This window comes from Bacteroides sp. 14(A) (assembly GCF_000526555.1).
Lineage (GTDB): Bacteria > Bacteroidota > Bacteroidia > Bacteroidales > Bacteroidaceae > Bacteroides > Bacteroides cellulosilyticus.
Map to the genome: position 1 here is coordinate 269,565 of NZ_JAGH01000005.1, position 21,324 is coordinate 290,888.

The 21,324-nt window shown below is 36.0% G+C and carries 17 protein-coding genes; 14 read left to right on the forward strand and 3 right to left on the reverse strand.

The window, feature by feature from the left end:
* The first annotated feature begins 16 nt into the window (after positions 1 to 16).
* Together galE and ltrA are read left to right on the forward strand one after the other, a co-directional pair.
* Positions 17 to 1,051 (forward strand): UDP-glucose 4-epimerase GalE, encoded by a 1,035-nt coding sequence (galE, locus tag K429_RS0123855; protein WP_007213703.1) that lies wholly within the window; start codon positions 17 to 19, stop codon positions 1,049 to 1,051.
* A gap of 647 nt (positions 1,052 to 1,698) precedes the next feature.
* Positions 1,699 to 3,099: a group II intron reverse transcriptase/maturase gene (gene ltrA / locus K429_RS0123860; protein WP_081750948.1), complete on the forward strand. Its 1,401-nt coding sequence runs from the start codon at positions 1,699 to 1,701 to the stop codon at positions 3,097 to 3,099.
* Between the two features lie 203 nt (positions 3,100 to 3,302).
* Here the strand turns inward: ltrA and ispE are convergent, their stop codons facing one another.
* The 3 genes from ispE to K429_RS0123875 form a co-directional block, all read right to left on the reverse strand.
* Positions 3,303 to 4,130, reverse strand: coding sequence for a 4-(cytidine 5'-diphospho)-2-C-methyl-D-erythritol kinase (ispE, locus tag K429_RS0123865; RefSeq protein ID WP_029328339.1), 828 nt, complete (start codon positions 4,128 to 4,130; stop codon positions 3,303 to 3,305).
* Between the two features lie 172 nt (positions 4,131 to 4,302).
* Complete coding sequence (locus tag K429_RS0123870) at positions 4,303 to 5,001, reverse strand: DUF4373 domain-containing protein (protein ID WP_007217957.1); 699 nt, start codon at positions 4,999 to 5,001, stop codon at positions 4,303 to 4,305.
* A 28-nt stretch (positions 5,002 to 5,029) separates the two neighbouring features.
* On the reverse strand, positions 5,030 to 5,395 hold the full coding sequence (locus K429_RS0123875; protein WP_007217958.1) for an SH3 beta-barrel fold-containing protein: 366 nt from the start codon (positions 5,393 to 5,395) through the stop codon (positions 5,030 to 5,032).
* Positions 5,396 to 6,571: 1,176 nt separating this feature from the next.
* Here K429_RS0123875 and K429_RS0123885 point away from each other — a divergent pair.
* The 12 genes from K429_RS0123885 (at position 6,572) to K429_RS0123940 (ending at position 21,322) form a co-directional block, all read left to right on the forward strand.
* On the forward strand, positions 6,572 to 7,111 hold the full coding sequence (locus K429_RS0123885) for a UpxY family transcription antiterminator (RefSeq protein WP_007213709.1): 540 nt from the start codon (positions 6,572 to 6,574) through the stop codon (positions 7,109 to 7,111).
* A 23-nt stretch (positions 7,112 to 7,134) separates the two neighbouring features.
* Positions 7,135 to 7,623, forward strand: a complete 489-nt coding sequence (locus tag K429_RS0123890; RefSeq protein ID WP_007213710.1) for a UpxZ family transcription anti-terminator antagonist — start codon at positions 7,135 to 7,137, stop codon at positions 7,621 to 7,623.
* A 40-nt stretch (positions 7,624 to 7,663) separates the two neighbouring features.
* Entirely contained in the window at positions 7,664 to 10,087 is a 2,424-nt protein-coding gene (locus tag K429_RS0123895) for an SLBB domain-containing protein (RefSeq protein ID WP_029328342.1), read from the forward strand.
* A gap of 12 nt (positions 10,088 to 10,099) precedes the next feature.
* Positions 10,100 to 11,215 (forward strand): Wzz/FepE/Etk N-terminal domain-containing protein, encoded by a 1,116-nt coding sequence (locus tag K429_RS0123900; RefSeq protein WP_029328343.1) that lies wholly within the window; start codon positions 10,100 to 10,102, stop codon positions 11,213 to 11,215.
* A gap of 267 nt (positions 11,216 to 11,482) precedes the next feature.
* Positions 11,483 to 12,061 (forward strand): dTDP-4-dehydrorhamnose 3,5-epimerase, encoded by a 579-nt coding sequence (rfbC, locus tag K429_RS0123905; RefSeq protein WP_029328344.1) that lies wholly within the window; start codon positions 11,483 to 11,485, stop codon positions 12,059 to 12,061.
* Between the two features lie 312 nt (positions 12,062 to 12,373).
* A complete protein-coding gene (locus tag K429_RS0123910; protein WP_029328345.1) occupies positions 12,374 to 13,963 on the forward strand; it encodes a hypothetical protein in 1,590 nt (529 codons plus the stop codon).
* 12 nt (positions 13,964 to 13,975) lie between these two features.
* Positions 13,976 to 15,517 carry a lipopolysaccharide biosynthesis protein gene (locus K429_RS0123915; RefSeq protein WP_029328346.1) on the forward strand — a complete coding sequence of 514 codons (1,542 nt, stop codon included), beginning with the start codon at positions 13,976 to 13,978 and terminating at the stop codon, positions 15,515 to 15,517.
* Between the two features lie 8 nt (positions 15,518 to 15,525).
* Positions 15,526 to 16,686, forward strand: a complete 1,161-nt coding sequence (locus tag K429_RS0123920; RefSeq protein ID WP_029328348.1) for a Coenzyme F420 hydrogenase/dehydrogenase, beta subunit C-terminal domain — start codon at positions 15,526 to 15,528, stop codon at positions 16,684 to 16,686.
* Positions 16,676 to 17,839: a polysaccharide pyruvyl transferase family protein gene (locus tag K429_RS0123925; RefSeq protein ID WP_029328349.1), complete on the forward strand. Its 1,164-nt coding sequence runs from the start codon at positions 16,676 to 16,678 to the stop codon at positions 17,837 to 17,839. The genes K429_RS0123920 and K429_RS0123925 overlap by 11 nt, the downstream gene beginning before the upstream one ends.
* On the forward strand, positions 17,826 to 19,013 hold the full coding sequence (locus K429_RS0123930) for a hypothetical protein (RefSeq protein WP_029328351.1): 1,188 nt from the start codon (positions 17,826 to 17,828) through the stop codon (positions 19,011 to 19,013). The genes K429_RS0123925 and K429_RS0123930 overlap by 14 nt, the downstream gene beginning before the upstream one ends.
* The gene (locus tag K429_RS0123935) at positions 19,014 to 20,162 is read left to right on the forward strand and encodes a glycosyltransferase (RefSeq protein ID WP_029328352.1); all 1,149 of its coding nucleotides are present in this window, start codon (positions 19,014 to 19,016) and stop codon (positions 20,160 to 20,162) included.
* Between the two features lie 2 nt (positions 20,163 to 20,164).
* Entirely contained in the window at positions 20,165 to 21,322 is a 1,158-nt protein-coding gene (locus K429_RS0123940) for a glycoside hydrolase family 99-like domain-containing protein (protein WP_029328353.1), read from the forward strand.
* Positions 21,323 to 21,324: the final 2 nt, after the last annotated feature.

Consider the following 21,324-nt stretch of genomic DNA (forward strand, 5'->3'; position numbering starts at 1 on the left):
ATAGAATAAATCACTGATGAAGGAAAGAATTTTGGTTACAGGTGGAACAGGCTATATTGGTTCACACACTGTAGTAGAACTTCAGAACGCAGGTTTCGAAGTAGTGATAATAGATAATTTGTCAAACTCTAGCGCCGATGTAGTTGATAACATCGAAAAAGTATCGGGTATCCGTCCGGCATTCGAGAAGTTGGATTGTTTGGATTTCGCCGGTCTTGACGCTGTGTTTACTAAATATAAAGGCATTAAAGCCATCATCCACTTTGCAGCCAGTAAGGCTGTAGGCGAATCGGTTCAGAAGCCGTTGCTTTATTACCGCAACAATCTGGTTTCATTGATAAACCTGCTTGAACTGATGCCGAAGCATGGAGTGGAAGGTATCGTATTCTCGTCTTCTTGTACTGTATATGGCCAACCGGATGAATTACCGGTGACGGAGAAAGCGCCGATCAAGAAAGCTGAATCTCCTTATGGTAATACAAAGCAGATCAATGAAGAGATTGTTCGTGATACTGTGGCTTCAGGTGCTCCTATCAATGCAATATTGCTGCGCTATTTCAATCCGATTGGTGCGCATCCTACAGCATTGCTTGGTGAATTACCTAATGGTGTGCCTCAAAACTTGATACCTTATCTGACCCAGACCGCTATCGGTATCCGTGAGAAACTGAGTGTGTTCGGTGATGATTATGATACGCCCGACGGCTCTTGCATACGAGACTTCATAAATGTAGTCGATTTAGCAAAAGCACATGTGATTGCTATCCGCCGCATCTTGGAAAATAAACAAAAAGAGAAAGTGGAAGTGTTCAACATTGGAACAGGACGCGGTCTTTCAGTATTGGAATTAATTAATGCTTTCGAAAAGGCAACCGGCGTGAAGCTGAATTATCAGATTGTTGGTCGTCGTGCGGGAGATATTGAAAAGGTATGGGCCGATCCTAAATTCGCAAATGAAGAGTTGGGTTGGACAGCTGTTGAAACTATCGAAGATACGTTGCTCTCTGCTTGGAACTGGCAGTTGAAGCTTCGCGAAAGAGGTATTCAATAAGCATTAAAAGCGATTTTTGTTTTTATTAACAAATAGGACATGAACAAATGCTTCCCCGCATTTGTTTATATGTTGCAAATCAGCCTGACGCTGTTTATGTATATGTGAATATCCGTAACTAGTACTTATGCCTCCCCGGCATAGACAGGTAAGATTGCATAGTAGTTTTGTCGTGTTTTATTTTGTGTTTGTGTTGTGAATAAGCCTTGTCGGGAGACAGGGCTTATTTTTTTGTACGCCCAGCATGGGTGTTCGCTATAGGGTGCAAGTCCCGAACGAGCCCTGATAGTGGGAATCGTTAGCCAAAGGCAAGGGTGTCCTGCATGAGTAGGAATCTGAAGGAAGCTGTCGGCAAAATCTCGGCTCTACGAACAGAAACTGATTATGAGGCTACATTTGGTGGACAAGTTTGCTAAACAAAACAAAGTCCTATAACTATCCGAATCCCTATGTAGTAGAATCAGAGGGCACATGAGATGAAAGCGTACGTTCTTATCTGGGGAGATCTCACGGACGGGTGCAACACGCTTGTATCCGGTTGAAACAAGATTTACCGTGAGAAGTCAGCAGAAGCCATAGTACCTGTTAGTCACTAATAATGGGGAAGGGCTGAACCTTAATTACGTAAGATGCCTGAATGTTACCTTATGAGAGGAAGAAAGCAGAACATAGCAACTCTATCCGACCAATCGGCGCAGTGGGTGGAACCTGAAGTCATGATTGGTATGCAGACTTTCATGGGGATAACTGAAAATCATCTTACAGCCATAAAACAGGAGAAAGGTGCACTATTGGAGTATATTCTTTCCCCATCTAATCTAAACCATGCTTATAAACAGGTTAAGAGTAACCAGGGTAGTGGCGGCATTGACCGTATGGAAGTGGATGAGCTGCTTCCTTATCTTCGTTGCCACAAGGATAAGCTAATAGTTTCCATCTACAATGGTAAATACCATCCGAACCCCGTGCGTCGTGTGGAGATTCCCAAATCGAGTGGAAAGAAACGTAATCTGGGCATTCCCACGGTGGTTGACCGTTTGATTCAGCAAGCCATCTCACAAGTGCTTCAACCTCTTTATGAAGCCCAATTTTCACCAAGCAGCTATGGTTTTCGCCCTCATCGTAGCGCTCATGACGCGTTATTAAAGTGTGGCGAATACATCTCTGCCGGTTATGTGTTCACGGTTGATATGGATTTGGAGAAATTCTTTGATACAGTCTGCCATAGTAAACTGATAGAAATTCTGTCCCGTACTATCAAGGATGGTCGTGTCATATCCCTTATTCATAAATATCTGAACTCTGGTGTACTTATAGGAGGTAAGAAGAAAGAGAGTTCAGTCGGCGTTCCTCAGGGTGGTCCACTGAGTCCCTTGTTAAGCAATATAATGCTTAATGAGTTAGACAAGGAACTGGAGAAACGTGGTCATTTGTTCGTTCGGTATGCTGATGACCTGGTCATCTTCTGTAAGAGCCGTCGTTCCGCGCAACGCACATTGGATAATCTGCTTCCCTTTATTGAAACGAAGCTTTTTCTAAAGGTGAATAAGGAGAAGACCCATGTAGCTTATATGCGTGACATCAAATTCCTTTCCTATGCCTTTGGTCGTAGTAATGGCAAATGCCAATTCTACATTCATGGGGATAGCATCAAGAAGATGAAAAGTAAGATACGTGAACTCACTGGCCGTAACAATGGTTGGAGCTACGAATATCGTAAACAATGTCTGACTTGTTATCTCCGTGGTTGGCTCCACTATTTTAAGTTGGCAGGTCTAAGAAACCGGATAAAGGAATGGGACGGTTGGCTCCGTCGTCGAATACGGATGTGTATTTGGAAGTCTTGGAAACGGGTTCGAACCCGGTATCGAAATTTGCAGAAGCTTATTCCCGATGAGAACCGTGTGCGAATGGCTGCCTTTTGTCGGAAGAAATACTGGCGAATGGCAAGTCATCCTACCGTACATGAGGCTTTGTCGGATGAACGCTTGCTCCGAGCTGGTTATCCCACTTTTAAGATGTACTACCATCCTGTGTTTAGAGGTTAATTAAGGAACCGCCGTATGCCGAACGGCACGTACGGTGGTGTGAGAGGTCGGAACGGGAATTAATCCCGTTCCTCCTACTCGATTTGTTCACCAGTGAACAAAAAAATATCAGGGTCTGATAAAGGTTCAGTTGCAGCTTCTGGAAAATGGCATAAAAAAAGAGGCTGAATTTAGCCTCTCCAATATAGTTTTAATCAAGATCGTTATTTTAATATTCCGCGGTATATAAATGTCTTCTCTCCAAAAGTATTGCTGGGTGATATGGCACTTGGTTCGAACAATCCAAAAACAGACGAACCGGAACCTGTCATGGAGGCATAAATAGCTCCTTGTTTATACAGGTCTTCCTTAATTTCCCTGATAGCTGGGAACTGGGGGAATACACTTTCCTCGAAATCATTCATCATCCATTCTTTCCATTTTTCTACAGGACGTTTCACTATCTCTTTTAGTGGCATTTCCTGCCGATGCGGTTTTATTTGAGCAAAAGCTTCCCGGGTGGAAACAAAAATATCCGGTTTAACTAAAACAATCTGATACCCTTTTAGGGATAAAGAGATAGGGGAGAAGACGTTTCCTATTCCTTCAGCGTATGTTGGGGCATTCCGGATGAAAAAGGCGCAATCTGCTCCCAATTTTGCGGCATATTCTTCTAAGGTCTCATCCGTGAGTGCCAGATTGAATTTTTCATTCAATAATTTCAGCATATAAGCTGCGTCAGATGATCCGCCGCCTAAACCGGCACCGGAAGGAATATGCTTGAACAGGTGAATATCCACGGGCGGCAGATTGAACTTTTCATCCAACAGCTTATAGGCTTTCACCACTAAGTTATTTTCAACTTCTCCTTCGATTTTTAATCCTGCCTGGTGCAATCGAAACTTCTCATTGCCTTCGTGCAGAATATTCACTTCTAGCGCGTCTTCTAGGGGAACAGGATAGAATACTGTTTCCAGATTATGATACCCGTCGGGACGCTTCTCTACAATGTTCAGTCCCAGGTTTATTTTGGCATTCGGAAATGTTATCATGATATTTAAAACGGTTTTTGTGTAGCAAATATACGAATTTGTTTAGAGTGGAAAGAAGAAAGCACCACAGATTTATCCAGATTCAAATAAACAATTGTTATCCAGTATAGATATTCTGTGAGAATCCGTGTAATCTGTGGTGGAAGAAGTGTAAAAACCCTCTTTAGTTCTTTTAGTTTTGCAACAGCTTCAGAATATATTTTCCGGGCATCACAATCCTTGCTTTCATCTGCGGTGAGTTGTTGATGTCATAGAGTATTTTCCATATCTTTCCTTTCAGCTTTCCGAAATCCGTGAGTCTGAGAATGGCATTGATTTCCTTGATAACCGTTACTTTTTGGCGTTGTAACTCTTCCATCAGTCCTTCATAATTATGTGTATTTTTGTTGAGTGCATACTCCGGTGGAAGAAGAAGAACCTCCTCATTCTTTCCTGTCTCCCTTTGGGGAGATATAGAGGGGGAGTTATTTATATCATTAGTCTGATTGATAGGTAAAGCGTCGCTTGCCATGCCTTCCCTGATTCTCTGTTGGTTAGCCAGTCCTCCACGTCTGCCCGATTCTCTGTTCGCTTCGCGCTTGGCTTCCAGTGGCCCCATGCGCCGTGTGAGTCCGGGCGATGAAAAGGTTGTGTCGTTCACCTCAAATAGTCCTGAATCGAAGATGATTCTCTTTAAGGTTGCTACTGTCACTCTCATTTTTCTTGCCAGTACGGGCAGTATTCTTACGTCTGCCTTATATCCATTCTGTACTCTAAGAAACTCCAGTATCATCCAGTAGATACCGTATCCTTTCATTCCTTCTTTCTGTATCATCATCATTATTTTAAAATTACTGCTTGCATTGGCGTCATGTAATAGATATGATTCCATAATCTCCTGATTTTTAAATTCTCCACTCTCAATTAACCACCGGTTTCCACTCCAGAAAATTCTCTATCTGGAATGTTCTCCATCCCTGCTGTTCTATATCCCAGTATACCACATGGTTCTGGATACGTTCAATGTCGTATTTTCGGTGAAAACAGGTTTCATAATATACGAGTGTGGCTCTTGCCATGTAAAAATCTCCATTCTGCTTGCGATAGGCTATTAGTGCACATCCGTATGCCATATACTCAGTCAGTAGTCTAATTCGTCTTGTCATCCATGTGATGGTTTCATCTGATAAATCTGTTTCTTGTCTGATAAGTTTCTTCCATAGATTTTCTACTCTTTCGCTTTTCGTTACATGATTCGATTGGTGCCCCAACGTTTGTTTCTTCATTTTAATGAATTTAGTAGTTTATAAATGATTAATAATCAATCCTCTGCGATGGCTACACCCTTTGCTCTGGATAGCTATACCCTTTTTAGGTTAGGGCTACACCATCCGGGTGAAAGGGTGTAGCCCTTCCACGATCAGATTGACGGGGCAAAGTTATGCCCTTTCTTTGTAGTAAACTATCAATGATTTATTGTTACATCATAACCATACGGATCTATGTGTTCGGTATCTTCCTTTTGTATTACTGCCCACATCTTTCTTAGTTCTGTCATAAAGCTGCTTATTTCCATTAAGTTATCTTGCCCTTTCTCGTGTTTTATGGCGTCGCCCGATTTGTACAAATGCATTCCTAAATCGCTTATGTTATTAATATTTTGACCTTTAAAATAGCCTAATTTGAAGCTTCTTAGAGCTCCTATACACAGATGAGTTTTTATACCTGCATAATACCGTTCAGCCAATAAATCCTCATCAACTATACTGATTTTACTTACTGTTCTGCTACTGCTTGTACTCTGATTTTCAACTTGATGAGATGTTTTCTTTACGTTAGATTCATTTTGAACCTCTTTTTTTTAATTTTTCCATATTGTATAATTTTTAATTATTGATTTAACTGATATTCACAGTTAAAAATGTTACAAAAATAGGAAATTAAAATTAGAGGGATAATAGAGTAGGGGGAAATACAGTAAATATAATCTTTTATGAGTAGTAAATAATTGTATACTAGATATATAAGTTTTAATTTGGAAAGTGTTCAAAAAACGTTCGTTTAATGGGCGCAAAGATAAAGGTGTTTTTTCGAATGACAAAATGTTTGATAAAAAATCTTCTTTAAATTGGATAAATGCAAAGCTAACTATTTGATTATAAGTAATAAACGAGGACTAAAAATATCTGTTAATATTTACTCATTTTATTCTTTTTCTATCTTCCGCTTTTTAAAAATATTGACGCCCATTAAACGAACGATTAAAAAATACTTTTTGACTGTAATCTGTTCGTTTATAGTTATTTACCTATAAAGCATTGAACTGCTGTAGAAAACTCGTTGACAAGAGGAGCACAAAGCTTGTTGTATTTTACATAAAGTGTTCGCAAGTGATTGAATTTCAAGTGTATGCAAGAAGTTCAAAGCCCCGGAGGAACGCACTTTTCTGAAATAATCATAGAATGGAAGTGGAGAAAGAAACCCCAATATGGTATGCTATGCGTGCCACTTATCGTAGAGAGCCGGATGCTATGCGTCTGCTTGAAAAGGAAAAATTGGGTTGTTTCGTTCCCATGCAATACAAAATCAGTATAAAGAAAGGTAAGAAAGTGCGTGTTCTGGTTCCTGTCATTCATAATTTACTTTTTGTTCATGCTTGTCCTTCCGAAGTGAAGCGTATCAAATCACAAGTAACCTATTTACAATACATAACCGATACCCGTAGTGGTCAGAAGATTATTATCTCAGATAGCGAGATGCAGCGTTTTATTGCTGTAGCCGGTACTTACAATGATCATCTCATGTATTTTCAACCTGATGAACTGAATTTATCTAAAGGTACAAAAGTTCGTATCACGGGAGGTGACTTCGAGGGTCAGGAAGGTATTTTCCTGAAAGTAAAAGGGGCTCGCGATCGTCGTGTAGTTGTTGCGATACAAGGTGTCATAGCCGTTGCCATGGCTACTATCCATCCTGACCTTATAGAGGTAATTGACAGTTGATAACTCCAAAATCATAATTCTTTATGACTCTTTCCGAAGAAATAGTTTCTCTTCAGCGTGCAGCGCACGAGCTGATGTATTTAGGCATGGACGGGAGTCCGGTCTATAGCGATGACTTGTCCCGCCGTAACGGTGAAGTTTACCGCCTGACCACGGCTTTGTATAATTCCGGTGTCAAAGGTTCTACTGTGGAAGAACAGGCAAATGTTTGTCTGGCTCTTCTGATGGGTTACAACGCTTCATTTGTCGATCATGGTGAAAAGCAAATACATGTTCAGGAAGTTTTAAACCGTTGCTGGAATATCCTCGATTCACTTCCGGCTTCTTTGTTGAAGCTCCGTTTACTAACTGCCTGCTATGGTGAGGTTTTTGACGATCCCTTGGCTGATGAAGCTCGTACCATCATTGCTTCCTGGGATTCCGCATCACTTACTCCCGATCAACAGGAAGCTATCGCCGAGTTCCAGAATGTAGTGGATAATCCTTATCCTTGGGAATATATTGATGAATGAGAAAATCATCATGAAGAATAATTATCTTTATATATAAACTATGCGTCGATTATTATTATTTATCTTTTGTCTTTTTACTTTATCCGGTTTTGTTCATGCCCAACGCATGTCTGATGAACAGGTTGTTGAGTATGTAAAGAATGCACAAGCAGCAGGAAAATCCCAGAAGCAAATGACTACTGAACTGCTTCGCCGTGGTGTGACCCAGGAGCAGGTATTGCGGATTAAGTCCAGGTATGAGGCTACCAACAGTACTGCTGAAGGTACAGGTAATAAGCCCAACCAGATGCGTAAACACGCCGTGGCTTTGGATTCATCTTATGAAGCTGCAGAGTTGGAAGACCAGAAGGCTGTTATTGATGAAAAGCAGGATAGCAAAGCTCATTTGGAAATGTCTACCAGGCAGATTTTCGGTCACAATTTATTCAGAAATACCAATTTAAGCTTTGAACCCAGCGCTAATCTTGCCACTCCGATAAGTTATCGTTTGGGCCCCGGTGATGAAGTGATTATAGATATCTGGGGTGCTTCGGAAAATACAATCCGCCAGACGATCAGTCCTGAAGGTGATATTCAGGTTAAGGATCTGGGGCCGGTTCATTTGAATGGGATGACGGTGAAGGAAGCCAACCAATATTTGCAACGTGAATTTTCTAAGATTTATTCGGGTATTGGTGGCAATGAGCCTAACTCTCAGATTCGGTTAACGCTTGGCGACACGCGTACTATTCAGGTAAACATCATGGGAGAGGTTTCCGTTCCGGGTACTTATTCTCTTTCTGCTTTTTCTACTGTTTTTCATGCATTGTACCGTGCGGGTGGTGTTAATAAAATCGGTAGTTTGCGTGGCATAAAGTTGGTGCGTAACGGAAAGACTATAGAAAATCTTGATGTCTATGAGTTTATCATGAAGGGTAAGATGAATGACGATATACGCTTGCAAGAAGGCGACGTTATCATTGTGAATCCTTATGAATCTCTGGTGGAGATCGTTGGAAAGGTGAAACGTCCAATGTACTACGAAATGAAGCCTACGGAAACTGTCGCTAATTTGTTGGAATATGCCGGTGGTTTTACTGGAGATTCCTATAAGAAAGCCATTCGTCTTATCCGTAAGAGCGGACGTGAGCATCAGGTTTTCAATGTAGATGAAATGGATTATTCCGTATTCCGTCTGGATGACGGTGATCTTGTAACCGTTGATGCCGTACTCGACCGCTTTGAAAACAAAGTTGAGATTAGCGGTGCTGTTTACCGTTCGGGACTCTATCAGTTGGACGGAGAGGTAAACACGGTAAAACAGTTGATAAAGAAAGCTGAAGGGCTTCGTGGCGATGCCTTTTTGAATCGTGTATTATTGGATCGTGAACATGAGGATCTTTCTCATGAAGTTATAGCTATTGATTTGAACGATTTACTCAATGGTACCGTTGCAGATATTCCCTTGCAAAAGGATGACCATCTTTATATCCCCAGTGTGAATGATCTGAAGGAGGAAGAGACCGTATCAATATATGGTGAAGTTCTAAATCCGGGAACCTTCCTATATTCGGACAAGATGACTATAGAGGATTTGGTTGTTCAGGCTGGCGGTTTGCGTGAGGCAGCGGCTACTACGCGAGTGAGTGTGACGCGCCGTATTAAAAACCCTAAGAGTACTGCTTACAGTAGTAAATTGGCGGAAACGTTTGCTTTTGATATAAAAGACGGTTTGGTGATAGGGGATGCGGATTTCTATTTGCAGCCGTTTGATATGGTTCAGATCCGCAGGAGTCCGGCCTATAAGGTGCAACGTACCGTTTCAGTATCGGGAGAAGTGTTGTTTAGTGGAAGTTATGCGCTTTTGAAAAAGAACGAGCGTTTGAGTGATTTGATAAAACGTGCGGGTGGTATAACTCCGGATGCTTACATAAAAGGCGGTCGTCTTATTCGCAGAATGAACGATGAAGAGCGTCGCCGTGAGAGGGATGCTCTGCGTATGGCACGTAATGGTGAGGGCAAAGACAGCATATCTGTTGCTAAGTTGGCTATAACAGAAACATATACCGTCGGTATAGATATGGAGAAGGCTTTGGCTAATCCGGGTAGCGACTATGATGTTGTTTTGCGCGAAGGTGATGTGATCTATATTCCTGAGTTTGTCAATACTGTTAAGATTAGCGGTTCGGTTATGTATCCGAATACGGTGGCTTGGGAGAAAGGTGCGAAATTAAAACATTATATCAATATGGCTGGTGGCTATGGTAATATGGCAAAGAAGAAGAAAGCGTACATCATATATTTGAATGGTACAGTGGCACGTGCAAGACGCGGTGATAGTCAATTGATACAGCCAGGTTGTGAAATTGTAGTACCTAGTAAGGCTGAGAAGCAGCACATGAAATTTGCAGAAATATTGGGTATCAGTTCTACTACTGCTACGATAGCGGCTATGGTGGCAACTTTGGCAAATGCTTTTAAATAAGAGATAATTTATATGAATGAGGAACTTCAAAAAAAAACGTCTTCACAACATGAAGAAGAAATAGATTTGCTGGAACTTGGACTAAAGATTTGGGCAGAGCGTAAGTTTGTATTGAAAGTATGTGGATATTCTGTACTGATTGGGTTAGTGATCGCATTTAGTATTCCTAAAGAGTATACAGCGAGCACTATGATTGCACCTGAATTATCAGACAATAAAGGTACAGGTGGACTTTCATCATTGGCAGCAATGGCAGGTCTTAATCTTAATGCTACATCTACTGCGGATGCAATATATCCTGATTTGTATCCTGATATTGTTAGTTCTACTCCTTTTATAACAGAGCTATTTAAGGTTCGAGTCAAGGACTTGGATGAAGAAATTGATACTACGCTTTATTGTTATTTAAATGAGCATCAACGTATGCCATGGTGGTCACTGGTAACATCTGCGCCTTTTAAGGCACTTGGTTGGGTTATTTCGCTCTTTGCAGATGATGAGGTAGATAATGATAGAATTTTTGACCCTTTTCATTTAACGAAAGAAGAAGCTGATACTGCAAAAGAGTTGAGTGAGCGTATTAGTGTTTCCGTTGATAAAAAGACAGGAGTTACTACTTTATCAGTGACGATGCAAGATGCTCGTATTTCGGCTTGTCTTACTGATACTGTGGTGCGTCGATTGCAAGATTATATTACGGAATATCGAACGACCAAAGCACGTCAAGATTTTCAGTTTCAAAAAAAACTTTTTGAAAGAAAAAAGAAGGAGTATGAGAAAGCTCAAGAGAATTATGCAAAGTTTGCTGATGCTAACAAGAATATTATCCTATTGAGTTATCGTGCTGAACAAGAACGGTTGGAAAATGAAATGCGTTTGGCATATCAAGTTTATACATCCGTAGCACAACAATTACAAATGGCAGAGGCGAAGGTGCAGGAAATTACGCCTGTGTATACTATAATTGAGCCTGCAACTATTCCAATAAGAGCTTCAAAGCCTCGCAAAACTCTTATGCTTCTTGGAATTATATTTCTGACTGGAACAAGTTGTATTGGTTGGATATTGTTTGGAAGGGGAGTCTTTATAAGTTTGAGGAGTAAAAAAAGAGAGATACAGCAAGATTGAAAAAATGAAATAAGTAAATTACTATTATATAACTAGAGTGGGAGGTAATGCTATTTTTTAATATAAATCTGCGCGAAGATTCCTATAATTAATATAAATCAACTTAGTGTTTCTTCCCCTCTAGTTTTAATTAGATAAGTATCTTAATTGTATTGAGGTGATTTGTGGCTTGAACATAAAAAATTATACGTGAAACAAAATTTACTGAGTTTTACGAATAAATATAAGTGTTTTAATGTTAAGCTTATTGTGATATTTAAAATAAAAATGAATATAATTCCTACTTTATTAGAAGGTGTCGTGATAATCGAACCTTGCATATTTTTAGATAGTCGTGGTTATTTCTTGGAATCTTTTTCGCAGAAAGAGTTTGATGAGAAAGTACGCCCTATACGTTTTGTACAAGATAATGAAAGTAAATCTTCTTATGGTGTGATAAGAGGTCTTCACTATCAAAAGTTTCCTTATGCTCAGAGTAAATTAGTACGTTGTGTTAAAGGTTGTGTGTTAGATGTCGCTGTTGATATTCGAAAGGGATCTCCTACTTTTGGTAAGCACGTAGCAATAAAACTGAGTGAGGATAATCATCGACAACTCTTTATTCCTAAGGGGTTTGCTCATGGTTTTGCGGTGTTAAGTGATGAAGCTGTTTTTCAGTATAAATGTGATGAGTTTTATGCTCCACAAAGCGAAGGAGGCATTCAACTTTTTGATCCAGATTTGGAGATTGATTGGGAAATTTCAATGGAGAAAGTAATTCTTTCAGCAAAGGATATGCAGAGAGAGTGTTTGAAAGATATCGTACTAGATTTTGATTATCAAATGGATTTGTATTCTGTACAGTAGAATCTATTTAAATATTTTGTGTGGGAAATAAAATGTTTTATTTTTTATAGTACAAGGATATCATTATTTATATATGAAATGTTTATCATTCCTAATTGTTATAGGAGAGAGTTATATTGGGATATAAGTGACAGGTGAAAGCATATAAAGGATAACTGTAAACGTAACGAAGACTTGTTTCTAAAGCTCATGGATTGCTAAGTACTGGACAGTAATTAACAGTTTTGTTACTGTTTAGATTTCAGGGTGTCGAGCTAATGCTTTAATCAAAAAAAGAACATATAATAGACTGATTATTGTAGATTACTTAAGATGAAAAAGGTATCTCTAAAAAATATTTTACTGTATTGTATTCTAACTTTTTTATTTCTTCATAATGTTGAAGGGGCAAATAGGAATATGAATAAATGTAAAAATATTGAATTGGTTTTGAGTGGAACAATTCTTAAACAAGAAATGTTAGATGTGCCAAATGCAAGATACATAATAGAATCAACGTTAAATCTAGATAAAAAGACAATAAGAGTTCCAGATAATTGTGTTCTAATCTTTAGGGGTGGGGCTTTGAAAAATGGTGAAGTTGTTGGACAGGTTGTTGTTGAAGCTGATGCTGTGCAAATATTTGATGATTTAATATGCAGAGAGTTGGTAAATCGTTCAATTCCTATTGAATGGTATGGGGGGAAAGCATATAAGACTTTAGCGGAATGTAAAAAAGGGCAAGACTCCTCAGAAGCTATAAATAGAGTTTTACAATCAAATTATAGGCATAAAGAAGTACTTTTTTTAGGTGGATATTATCGTATTGATAACACTGTAACTATATCTCGTGGTTATAACTTTGCAAGTTTAAGTAATAAAAATGATTATAATAATTACTCAGAAGAAAATATCGGTTCTCGTTTAGTTTTCACTGGTATTGGTAAGCCAATGTTTATTATTGCCGATAATCAGGTTTCTTTTGATGGCTTTAATTTTTATCATGGTTCATCAAAAGATGGTACTGACTGTTTCCATTTTTCAAATGAAGCAAGAACTTTGACAATTAAAAACTCGATGTTATATCTTTGGAGATATTGCATATATAAGGAATGGGACGGGGTGTCAAGAACGGGGTTAAATCGATGTACGTTTGAGAATGTCAAGTTTAGTAGCTGTATTGGTGGTATTTTTATGAATCAGATAACAGCAGGTGGTAATGAAATGTATTACTGTACAGCGAATTATTTTGATAATTGTACTTTTGAGTATTGTCATTTTGGCGCCTATTTTATTAGTAATTCGAATTTTGCAATGGTTGAATTTAATCGGTGTAATTTTTATAAAATAGGTTGGGGGAAATATGATAAAGCGATATATGATAAATTAGGTTGTTTTGGAATTCGATTTAATTGTGGTTACAATCGAAGTCAGTCTAGTCATGTAATAATAAGGGGGTGTTATTTTGAGGATATAGTACCATATAGAATTGGTGATAGATTTGATGAAAATGGTGAAATAAGAATGGGAAAAATGATATATCCTACTAATGACAAATATTATTCTTGTATCATTTCAGAGAATAATTCATATATTATTGATGGTTGTAGTTTCACTAATTGCCCTAAATATTTTTCAGGAGATAAGTATTGTTCTTGGGATATAAGAGAAAATAGGATTTTTGGATATAATATGAAAATTCCAATGCAGTGGAGTAATAAAAAGTTGCTCCGTGTATTTAAGGCTAATAGACAGGTAAAATATGGGAATCTGAAAAGTACAATTTATTATTCTAATATATTGGGTAGTAATAATGTAATTCTGAATGGGCTTGTCGATTTTGATGTACATGAAGATCAGAATATGTATCGTGTATTAAATTGTTTTGAAGATTCTTTTGTGGATTTTCCTTCACTATATTGAAATAAATTATTTATGTCTTCTGTAACAGAGAGTAATAAGCGTATAGCTAAGAATACATTTTTTTTATATATAAGAACTTTTATTATTATGTTTGTGACACTATATACTAGTCGTGTTGTGTTACAAACTTTGGGGGAAACGGATTTTGGAATTTATAATATAGTAGGTTCGGTAGTTGTTCTTTTCTCTTTTTTGAATTCTGCAATGTCTTCTGCTACTTTACGTTTTTTGAATTATGAATTGGGACGTAAGAATATAAATGGAGTGAAGAGAATATTCAGTATGAGCCTAACAGCTTATATTACAATAGCATTGTTAATTGTTGTACTTGCAGAAACTATAGGAGCGTATTTTGTATATACTAAGTTAAATATTCCAAAGGATAGGTTTATTGCCGCTTTATGGGTATATCATTTTTCAATTCTTAGTTGTTGTGTAAGTATTTTACGAATTCCATATAATGCTATCATTATTGCTTACGAAAGGATGTCATTCTATGCCTATATTAGTATTGTAGAAGCTGTATTAAAACTTTTGTTAGTGTATTTATTATTGATAGTGCAACATGATAAGCTCATATTATACTCAATATTGATGTTTGTTGTTGTATTAATAATGAATCTAGCATATAAATATTTTTGTAATAAAAAATTTTCAGTTAGCCATTATTCTTTTTTTTGGGATGCAAAACTATACAAAGAACTTGTTTGTTTTTCTGGCTGGAGTATGCTTGGAAGTCTTGCAAATGTTGGTTCTAATCAAGGGGTAAATATTGTAATTAATGTCTTTTGTGGTGTTGCAGTAAATGCAGCTATGGGAATTGCTCATCAAGTACATGCTGCGGTAAATACATTTATTGCGAATTTTCAAACAGCATTTGTTCCACAGATTATAAAATCGTATGCTGAAGAAAATAGGAACTATTTTTTATCACTTATTTTTCGTACATCTCGATTTTCTTATTTCTTAATCTTTTTAATAGGTTTTCCTTTGATTTTATGTTGTAGACCTATTCTTGAATTTTGGTTAACAGTTATTCCTAAGTATGCAGTAGAATTTACTCAGTTGATAGTAATATTTTGTATGATTGATGCTGTGTCTGGACCATTATGGAACTCTGTTCAGGCTACAGGTAAAATTCGTAACTATCAGATTCTTATATCAATATTGATTTCATTGAATATACCTGTCTCATTTGCGTTATTGTATTTTGATTTTTCTCCTGTATATGTAATTATTGCAAAAGTTGGGCTTAATATATTAACTTTATTGGTTAGAGTTTTGTATCTAGGGGGGCATGTCGGACTTCCTGTAAAGAAGTATTTTAAGGAAGTTATACTTCGAATTATATATGTTACAGCATGTGCCATTCCTATTCCAATCTGTTTTCAATTATTATTTGAAGATACATTACATTTTATAAATACTTTTATTTTAAGTGGAATAATTTCATTGTTAGTAATATATAGGATCGGTTTGACTGTGAATGAAAGAATGACATTTGTGTTAAAGATGAAGAAATGTTATTTTAGGGTATTTCATATTAATAATTAATTTTTTTCATGATAAATATTTATAATAAGGTAAATTGTTGTGGATGTAATGCTTGTGTACAAATATGTCCTCAGAAATGTATTATTATGGAAGAAGATTATGAGGGCTTTTTGTATCCTAAGATTGAACTTCAAAAATGTATTAATTGTAGGCTATGCGAAAAGGTATGTCCTGTCCTGAATCGTTTTTCATCTTCAACTGTATTGGACTCATATGCGTGTTATACCTATAATGAATATATACAAGAAAGAAGTTCTTCAGGTGGTATTTTATATGAGATGTCTAAATATATTTTAGAAAAAAAAGGAATTGTATGTGGAGCCTGTTTTGATGAGAATTGGGAGGTTTTTCATAGTTGTGCTGATAATGTTGAGGATTCTGTTAAATTTCGTGGTTCTAAATATGTGCAAAGTAAAATAGGAGATGTATATAGCCATGTGAAGGATTATTTGAAGAAAGGCAAATATGTATTGTTTATAGGGACACCTTGTCAAGTATCTGGCTTGAATCACTTCTTGTTAAAAAAATATGAAAATTTGATTACTGTAGATATTATATGTCATAGTGTTCCAAGCCCTAAAGTGTGGAGATATTATTTGGCTGAAATTAGTCGTTATAATTCTGTTACTAATGTACAGTTTAGAGATAAATCAAATGGGTGGAAAAATTATAGTATCAAAGTTAATAGTGATGATAGAATACTGTTACATGAGGGGAAAAAACAAAATTTATATATGCGAGGTTTTCTAGAAGATTTATATACTCGTCCTTCATGTTCGGATTGTCCAGCTAGAAATTACACGAGTGGAAGTGATTTTACTATAGGCGACTTTTGGGGGTGTGAAAAATACTATTCGATAGCTCAGTTTGAAAAGGGATGTTCAATTGTGTTGATAAATACAGTCAAGGGTAAAACTTTATTTTTTAATATGAAAGAAAATTTTTACTCTGTTCCAGTTCCTTATGAATATGTTGAACCATATGGTTTACACAAGCCGTTGACGAGTTCTTCCAAACCTCATTATAATAGAGAATATTTTTATAAGAATTTAGAGGTAACAAAATCTATTCGCTTTTTGATATTTAAATGTATTATAGTATTAGAATTGAAGAAGAGAATGAAAACTGCAGTGGACAAATGTTGTAAATGTTTTAGTAATGGTAAATAGAATAGCATTAATATCTTATCATAATGAATTAAATTATGGTACAATGCTCCAAGCTTATGCGTTATATCGTGCACTGAAAATGCAGGGAGTAGATTCTGAGTATATAACTTATCAGTCTTCTGCTCCTTCTTTAAAAAGACATTTGTTGCAATGTTTGAATCGATATCTATTTCATCCAAAGAATTTGTATGACAGGGTGGTGAGGAGAAAAGGAAGTCAGGATGATTTCTCATTTTTTAAAACAGATGAATTTAGAACCACTGTTGATGCTTTTAACAAATGGTACGAAGAATATATTCCTCATACAAAATGCATTTTTACAGAAAAAAGTATTCATACTATATCTGATAGTTATTCTAAATTCATTGTTGGTAGCGACCAAACCTGGAGTCCTTATAGAAATCAAAGGAAGGAAATTTTTGATTATTTTTTTCTAAATTTTATTTCAGAGTCCAAAAAGAAATACTCATATGCTCCAAGTTTTGGTACTACAGAGTTGAGTTTGAATTATCTAAAAAACATTCGGATATCATTAAAACAATTTAATAAAATCTCTTGCCGTGAAAAAGAAATAGCAGTGAAAATTTCTAATTTGATACAGAAAGAAGTTACACCAGTTGTTGACCCTACCTTATTATTAGATCGTACAGAATGGGAAAAAGTTTGCAAACCTATGGCAGATATGCCTTCAAAATATATCTTATGTTACATTTTAGGTGAGAAAAAATCCATATCATCATTTGCTGAAAAATTGGGTAAAGTAGAGAAACTTCCAGTGTATTATATATTGACACGCCCATGCTATCTTGAGAAAGAAAACTACTTATCTGGAGTAGGTCCGGGAGAATTTATTTCTCTAATTATGAATGCTTCGTTTGTTTGTACAGATTCTTTCCATGGGTCTATTTTTTGTATAAATCTGAATATTCCATTTTATAGCTTTACCAAAAGAGATTCAAAAGATTCTAAGAATGATAATGATAGAATATTATTAGTTTTAAAAGAGTTTGGTTTGGAAAATAGATTTAGAATAGACTCTGATATATATTTTGATGATAGTTTTGATAGTTTTGGTGAAGCTAATAAATTGTTATATGAACGTAGAAGACAGTCTGGTAATTATTTGAGAAGTATTATTGATGAGAATATTTAGTGCAAACAATAAAGGGATTGGAATATTTAAAGTGGCATTGTTCACTAGTTTTATATATTCAATGAACCCTTGGTTTTTATGGTCTTTAGGTAATTATTCCGTTATTCTATCAGTAGTTTTATTTCTTTTTACTTTGTTTCATAGAAAGGAATTGTATTTGATAAATGAAAAGCGTTTGCTTTCCTTTTTTATTCTTGTTATATTGCATATTTATCTTCTTCTGATTAAAAGTGATGTAACGATATTAACCATTATATTTTCTATTTTAAATATATGTGTTTTTGGCTTTATAATATTTTCTAGAGATGCTTGTCGAATCGTTTCTTTGCAATTTATAGCTAAATTATTAGCATGTATATCTCTTGTTTCTATCTTTGGACTTATTCTTTTTTTCTTAGGCTTTAATTTTTCTCCAAATGTTGTTGACTATAACGAAGGACAATATGAATACTATAACTATTATTTCTTTTTAGTAGACTTGAAGACTATAGTTGCTGATAAGTGGAGATTTTCTGGGTATTTTTTGGAGCCAGCTCATATTGGTGTAGCGAGTACAGTATTATTGATTTCTCAAAATTATAATTTTAGGAAGTGGTATAATCTGATTTTATTATTAACGGTAATAATATCTTTTTCGTTAGCGGCATATGTACTATTTATTTTTGGCTTATATGTTAAGTTGCTATTATCAAGTAAACATTTTGTTTTATATACCTTTATTTTGCTCTTTATTTCTATGATTGTGGTTTTAATAGCACTTAATTATGAGCAAGGGGATAATTTTTTTAATAAGTATATATTTGAAAGGTTGTCGTTTGAAGATGGAGAAATGGTTGGCAATAATAGAGTTAGTCATGGATTTAAGCAGGACTTTGAAAGGTTCATGGATTCAAATAAAATTTGGTTTGGGACCGAATATAACCCAAATCGTTATGAAGGAGGAAATGCTGGTTATAGAGTTTATATATATCAAAATGGGTTAATAGGGCTATTGTTGATAATTATATTTTATGTTTCATTGATACCGGCAGGAACTCCTGTCTTTTTGACTTTATTTTTATTATTACTTAATGTCTTGATATTTTGGAAAGGTGGCACTCCTTTGTGGTATAATCTAATAATTCCTTATCTGTTTAGTTTTTCGAGTTTAAAGCAATTTTATGTTCGTAAATAAATGAAGGTTCTATATATAGCTCATAGTGCAGAAATGCAAGGTGCTGGTTTTGCGCTTCTTAATATGGTACAAGGAGTTCTAAGATATAAAGTAGTGCCATATGTATTTGTCCCATCAGAAGGTACACTTACCATAACTTTAAAAAAGATGGGAATTTCATTTTTGGTTATTCCTTTTTATAATGCAATATATCCTCGCTTAAATGTTACATTGCGAGATATAGTACTTTTTGTTCCGCGCTTGCTCCGTATTTTAATATATAATAAATTAGCAGAAAGAAAATTATATCTTTTTTTGAAAAGTAATCGGATGGATATTGTTCATTCTAATACTGGAGTGATTCATTTTGGTGCTAAAGTAGCAGCACGACTATCTATTCCTCATGTTTGGCATATTCGTGAATATCAGAAGTTGGATTTTGGTTATAGAGCTTTGGGGGGAATTGATGGTCTAAAAAAGCATTTGTCTAATTCTAACAACCATGTGATAGCCATAACAAAGGGAGTCTTTCATTATTTTAAATTGAAACAAAATAAGGATATAGTTATATATGATGGAGTTTTTATGGATACAGATGAAATAAAAATCCGTATGAATAAATGTAACTATTTGTTGTTTGTTGGAGCATTAATAAAAGGAAAAGGGGCTTTCTGCGCTTTATCTGCTTTTGAGGAGATAGCAAAGTGGGATTTGAATGTAGAGTTGTGGTTTGCAGGTGAGGGAAAAAAAACATTTATAGATGCAGTTGAAAAATCGCCTTTCAAATCTAGAATTAAATTGTTAGGTTTTCGTACAGATATTTATGAACTGATGAGTAATGCTAAAGCTTTACTTGTTCCTAGTTTTTTTGAAGGTTTTGGTTTTATTGTTGTAGAGGCAATGCTTAATGGATGTATTGTGATAGGACGTAATGAAGCTGGTCTAAAAGAACAATTCGATAATGGATTTCAGAAGACGGGACAGGAAATAGGATTGCGTTTTGAATGTCAACAAGAATTGGTGAATCAAATAAAATACGTATGTAATACTCCATTTGAAGATTTTCTTCCTATGATAAAAGCTGCTCAGAACGTAATACTAAATTATTCTGTCGATCAGAACGTAAAACAAATAATGTCTTTTTATAAGACGATACTAAAATTGTGTTAGATATGTCAAAAAAGAAAGCTCGTGTTATAGCCTTTTATCTTCCTCAATTTCATCCAGTTCCAGAAAATGATAAATGGTGGGGAAAAGGATTTACAGAATGGACAAATGTGGGAAAAGCTCAACCTTTGTTTAAAGGGCATTATCAGCCTCGCGTTCCTGCTGATTTGGGATACTACGATTTACGTATGCCTGAAGTTAGGGAGGCGCAAGCAAATATGGCTCGTGAGGCAGGTATAGAAGGCTTTTGTTATTGGCATTATTGGTTTGGTAATGGAAAAAGAATATTAGAAAGACCTTTTACGGAAGTATTGTCTAGTGGTAGACCAGATTTTCCTTTTTGTTTAGGTTGGGCAAACCATGCTTGGACTAATAAGTCTTGGGAAGCTGGTACAAAACGTGTTGAAGAATCTATTTTGATGGAAATGATTTATAATAGGGAAGAATATATAAAGCATTTTAATGAAGTGTTGCCAGCTTTTAGAGACAAACGATATATTCAAGTAGATGGTAAACCTTTATTTTTAGTTTTTAGACCTTTAGAAATTCCTAGGCCTAACGAGTTTATTGATTTATGGCAAAAACTGGCCAAAGAGCATGGGCTTGAGGGGATTTATTTTGTAGGTATTTCTTATAATATGTTGCCAGAAGATCAAACATTGAAAAATATTCTTTTGAAAAATGCTCCAGATAAATCTGCTTTGTATTATAAGTCTGTACTTAATGCTGGGTACGATGCTGTTAATTCAAGAGGTTATCATCGAGCTGATTACTATTGTAGGTCATTGAAGGATGTTTTGTGGCGCGGCATTAATATGCGTTTGTTTAAACATACTCCAGTTTCAAAATGTGAGCAGAAAAGAATAAATGAGTATCTGTATGTTAAAGAGGATAAATGGGAAAATGTATTTCCTACCTTAATGCCTAATTGGGATAGAACTCCACGAAGTGGAGTAAAAGCGAGAGTTTATACGAATAGTACGCCTGAAGTATTTCGTGAACAGTTGAAACATGTATTGGATTTATTATCAGAGAAGACAGATGAGCACAAAATTTCTTTTTTAATGTCCTGGAACGAATGGGCAGAAGGAAATTATGTGGAGCCGGATTTAAGATATGGCCATGGATATTTGGATGTACTAAAAGAAATAATTATAGAGTAATT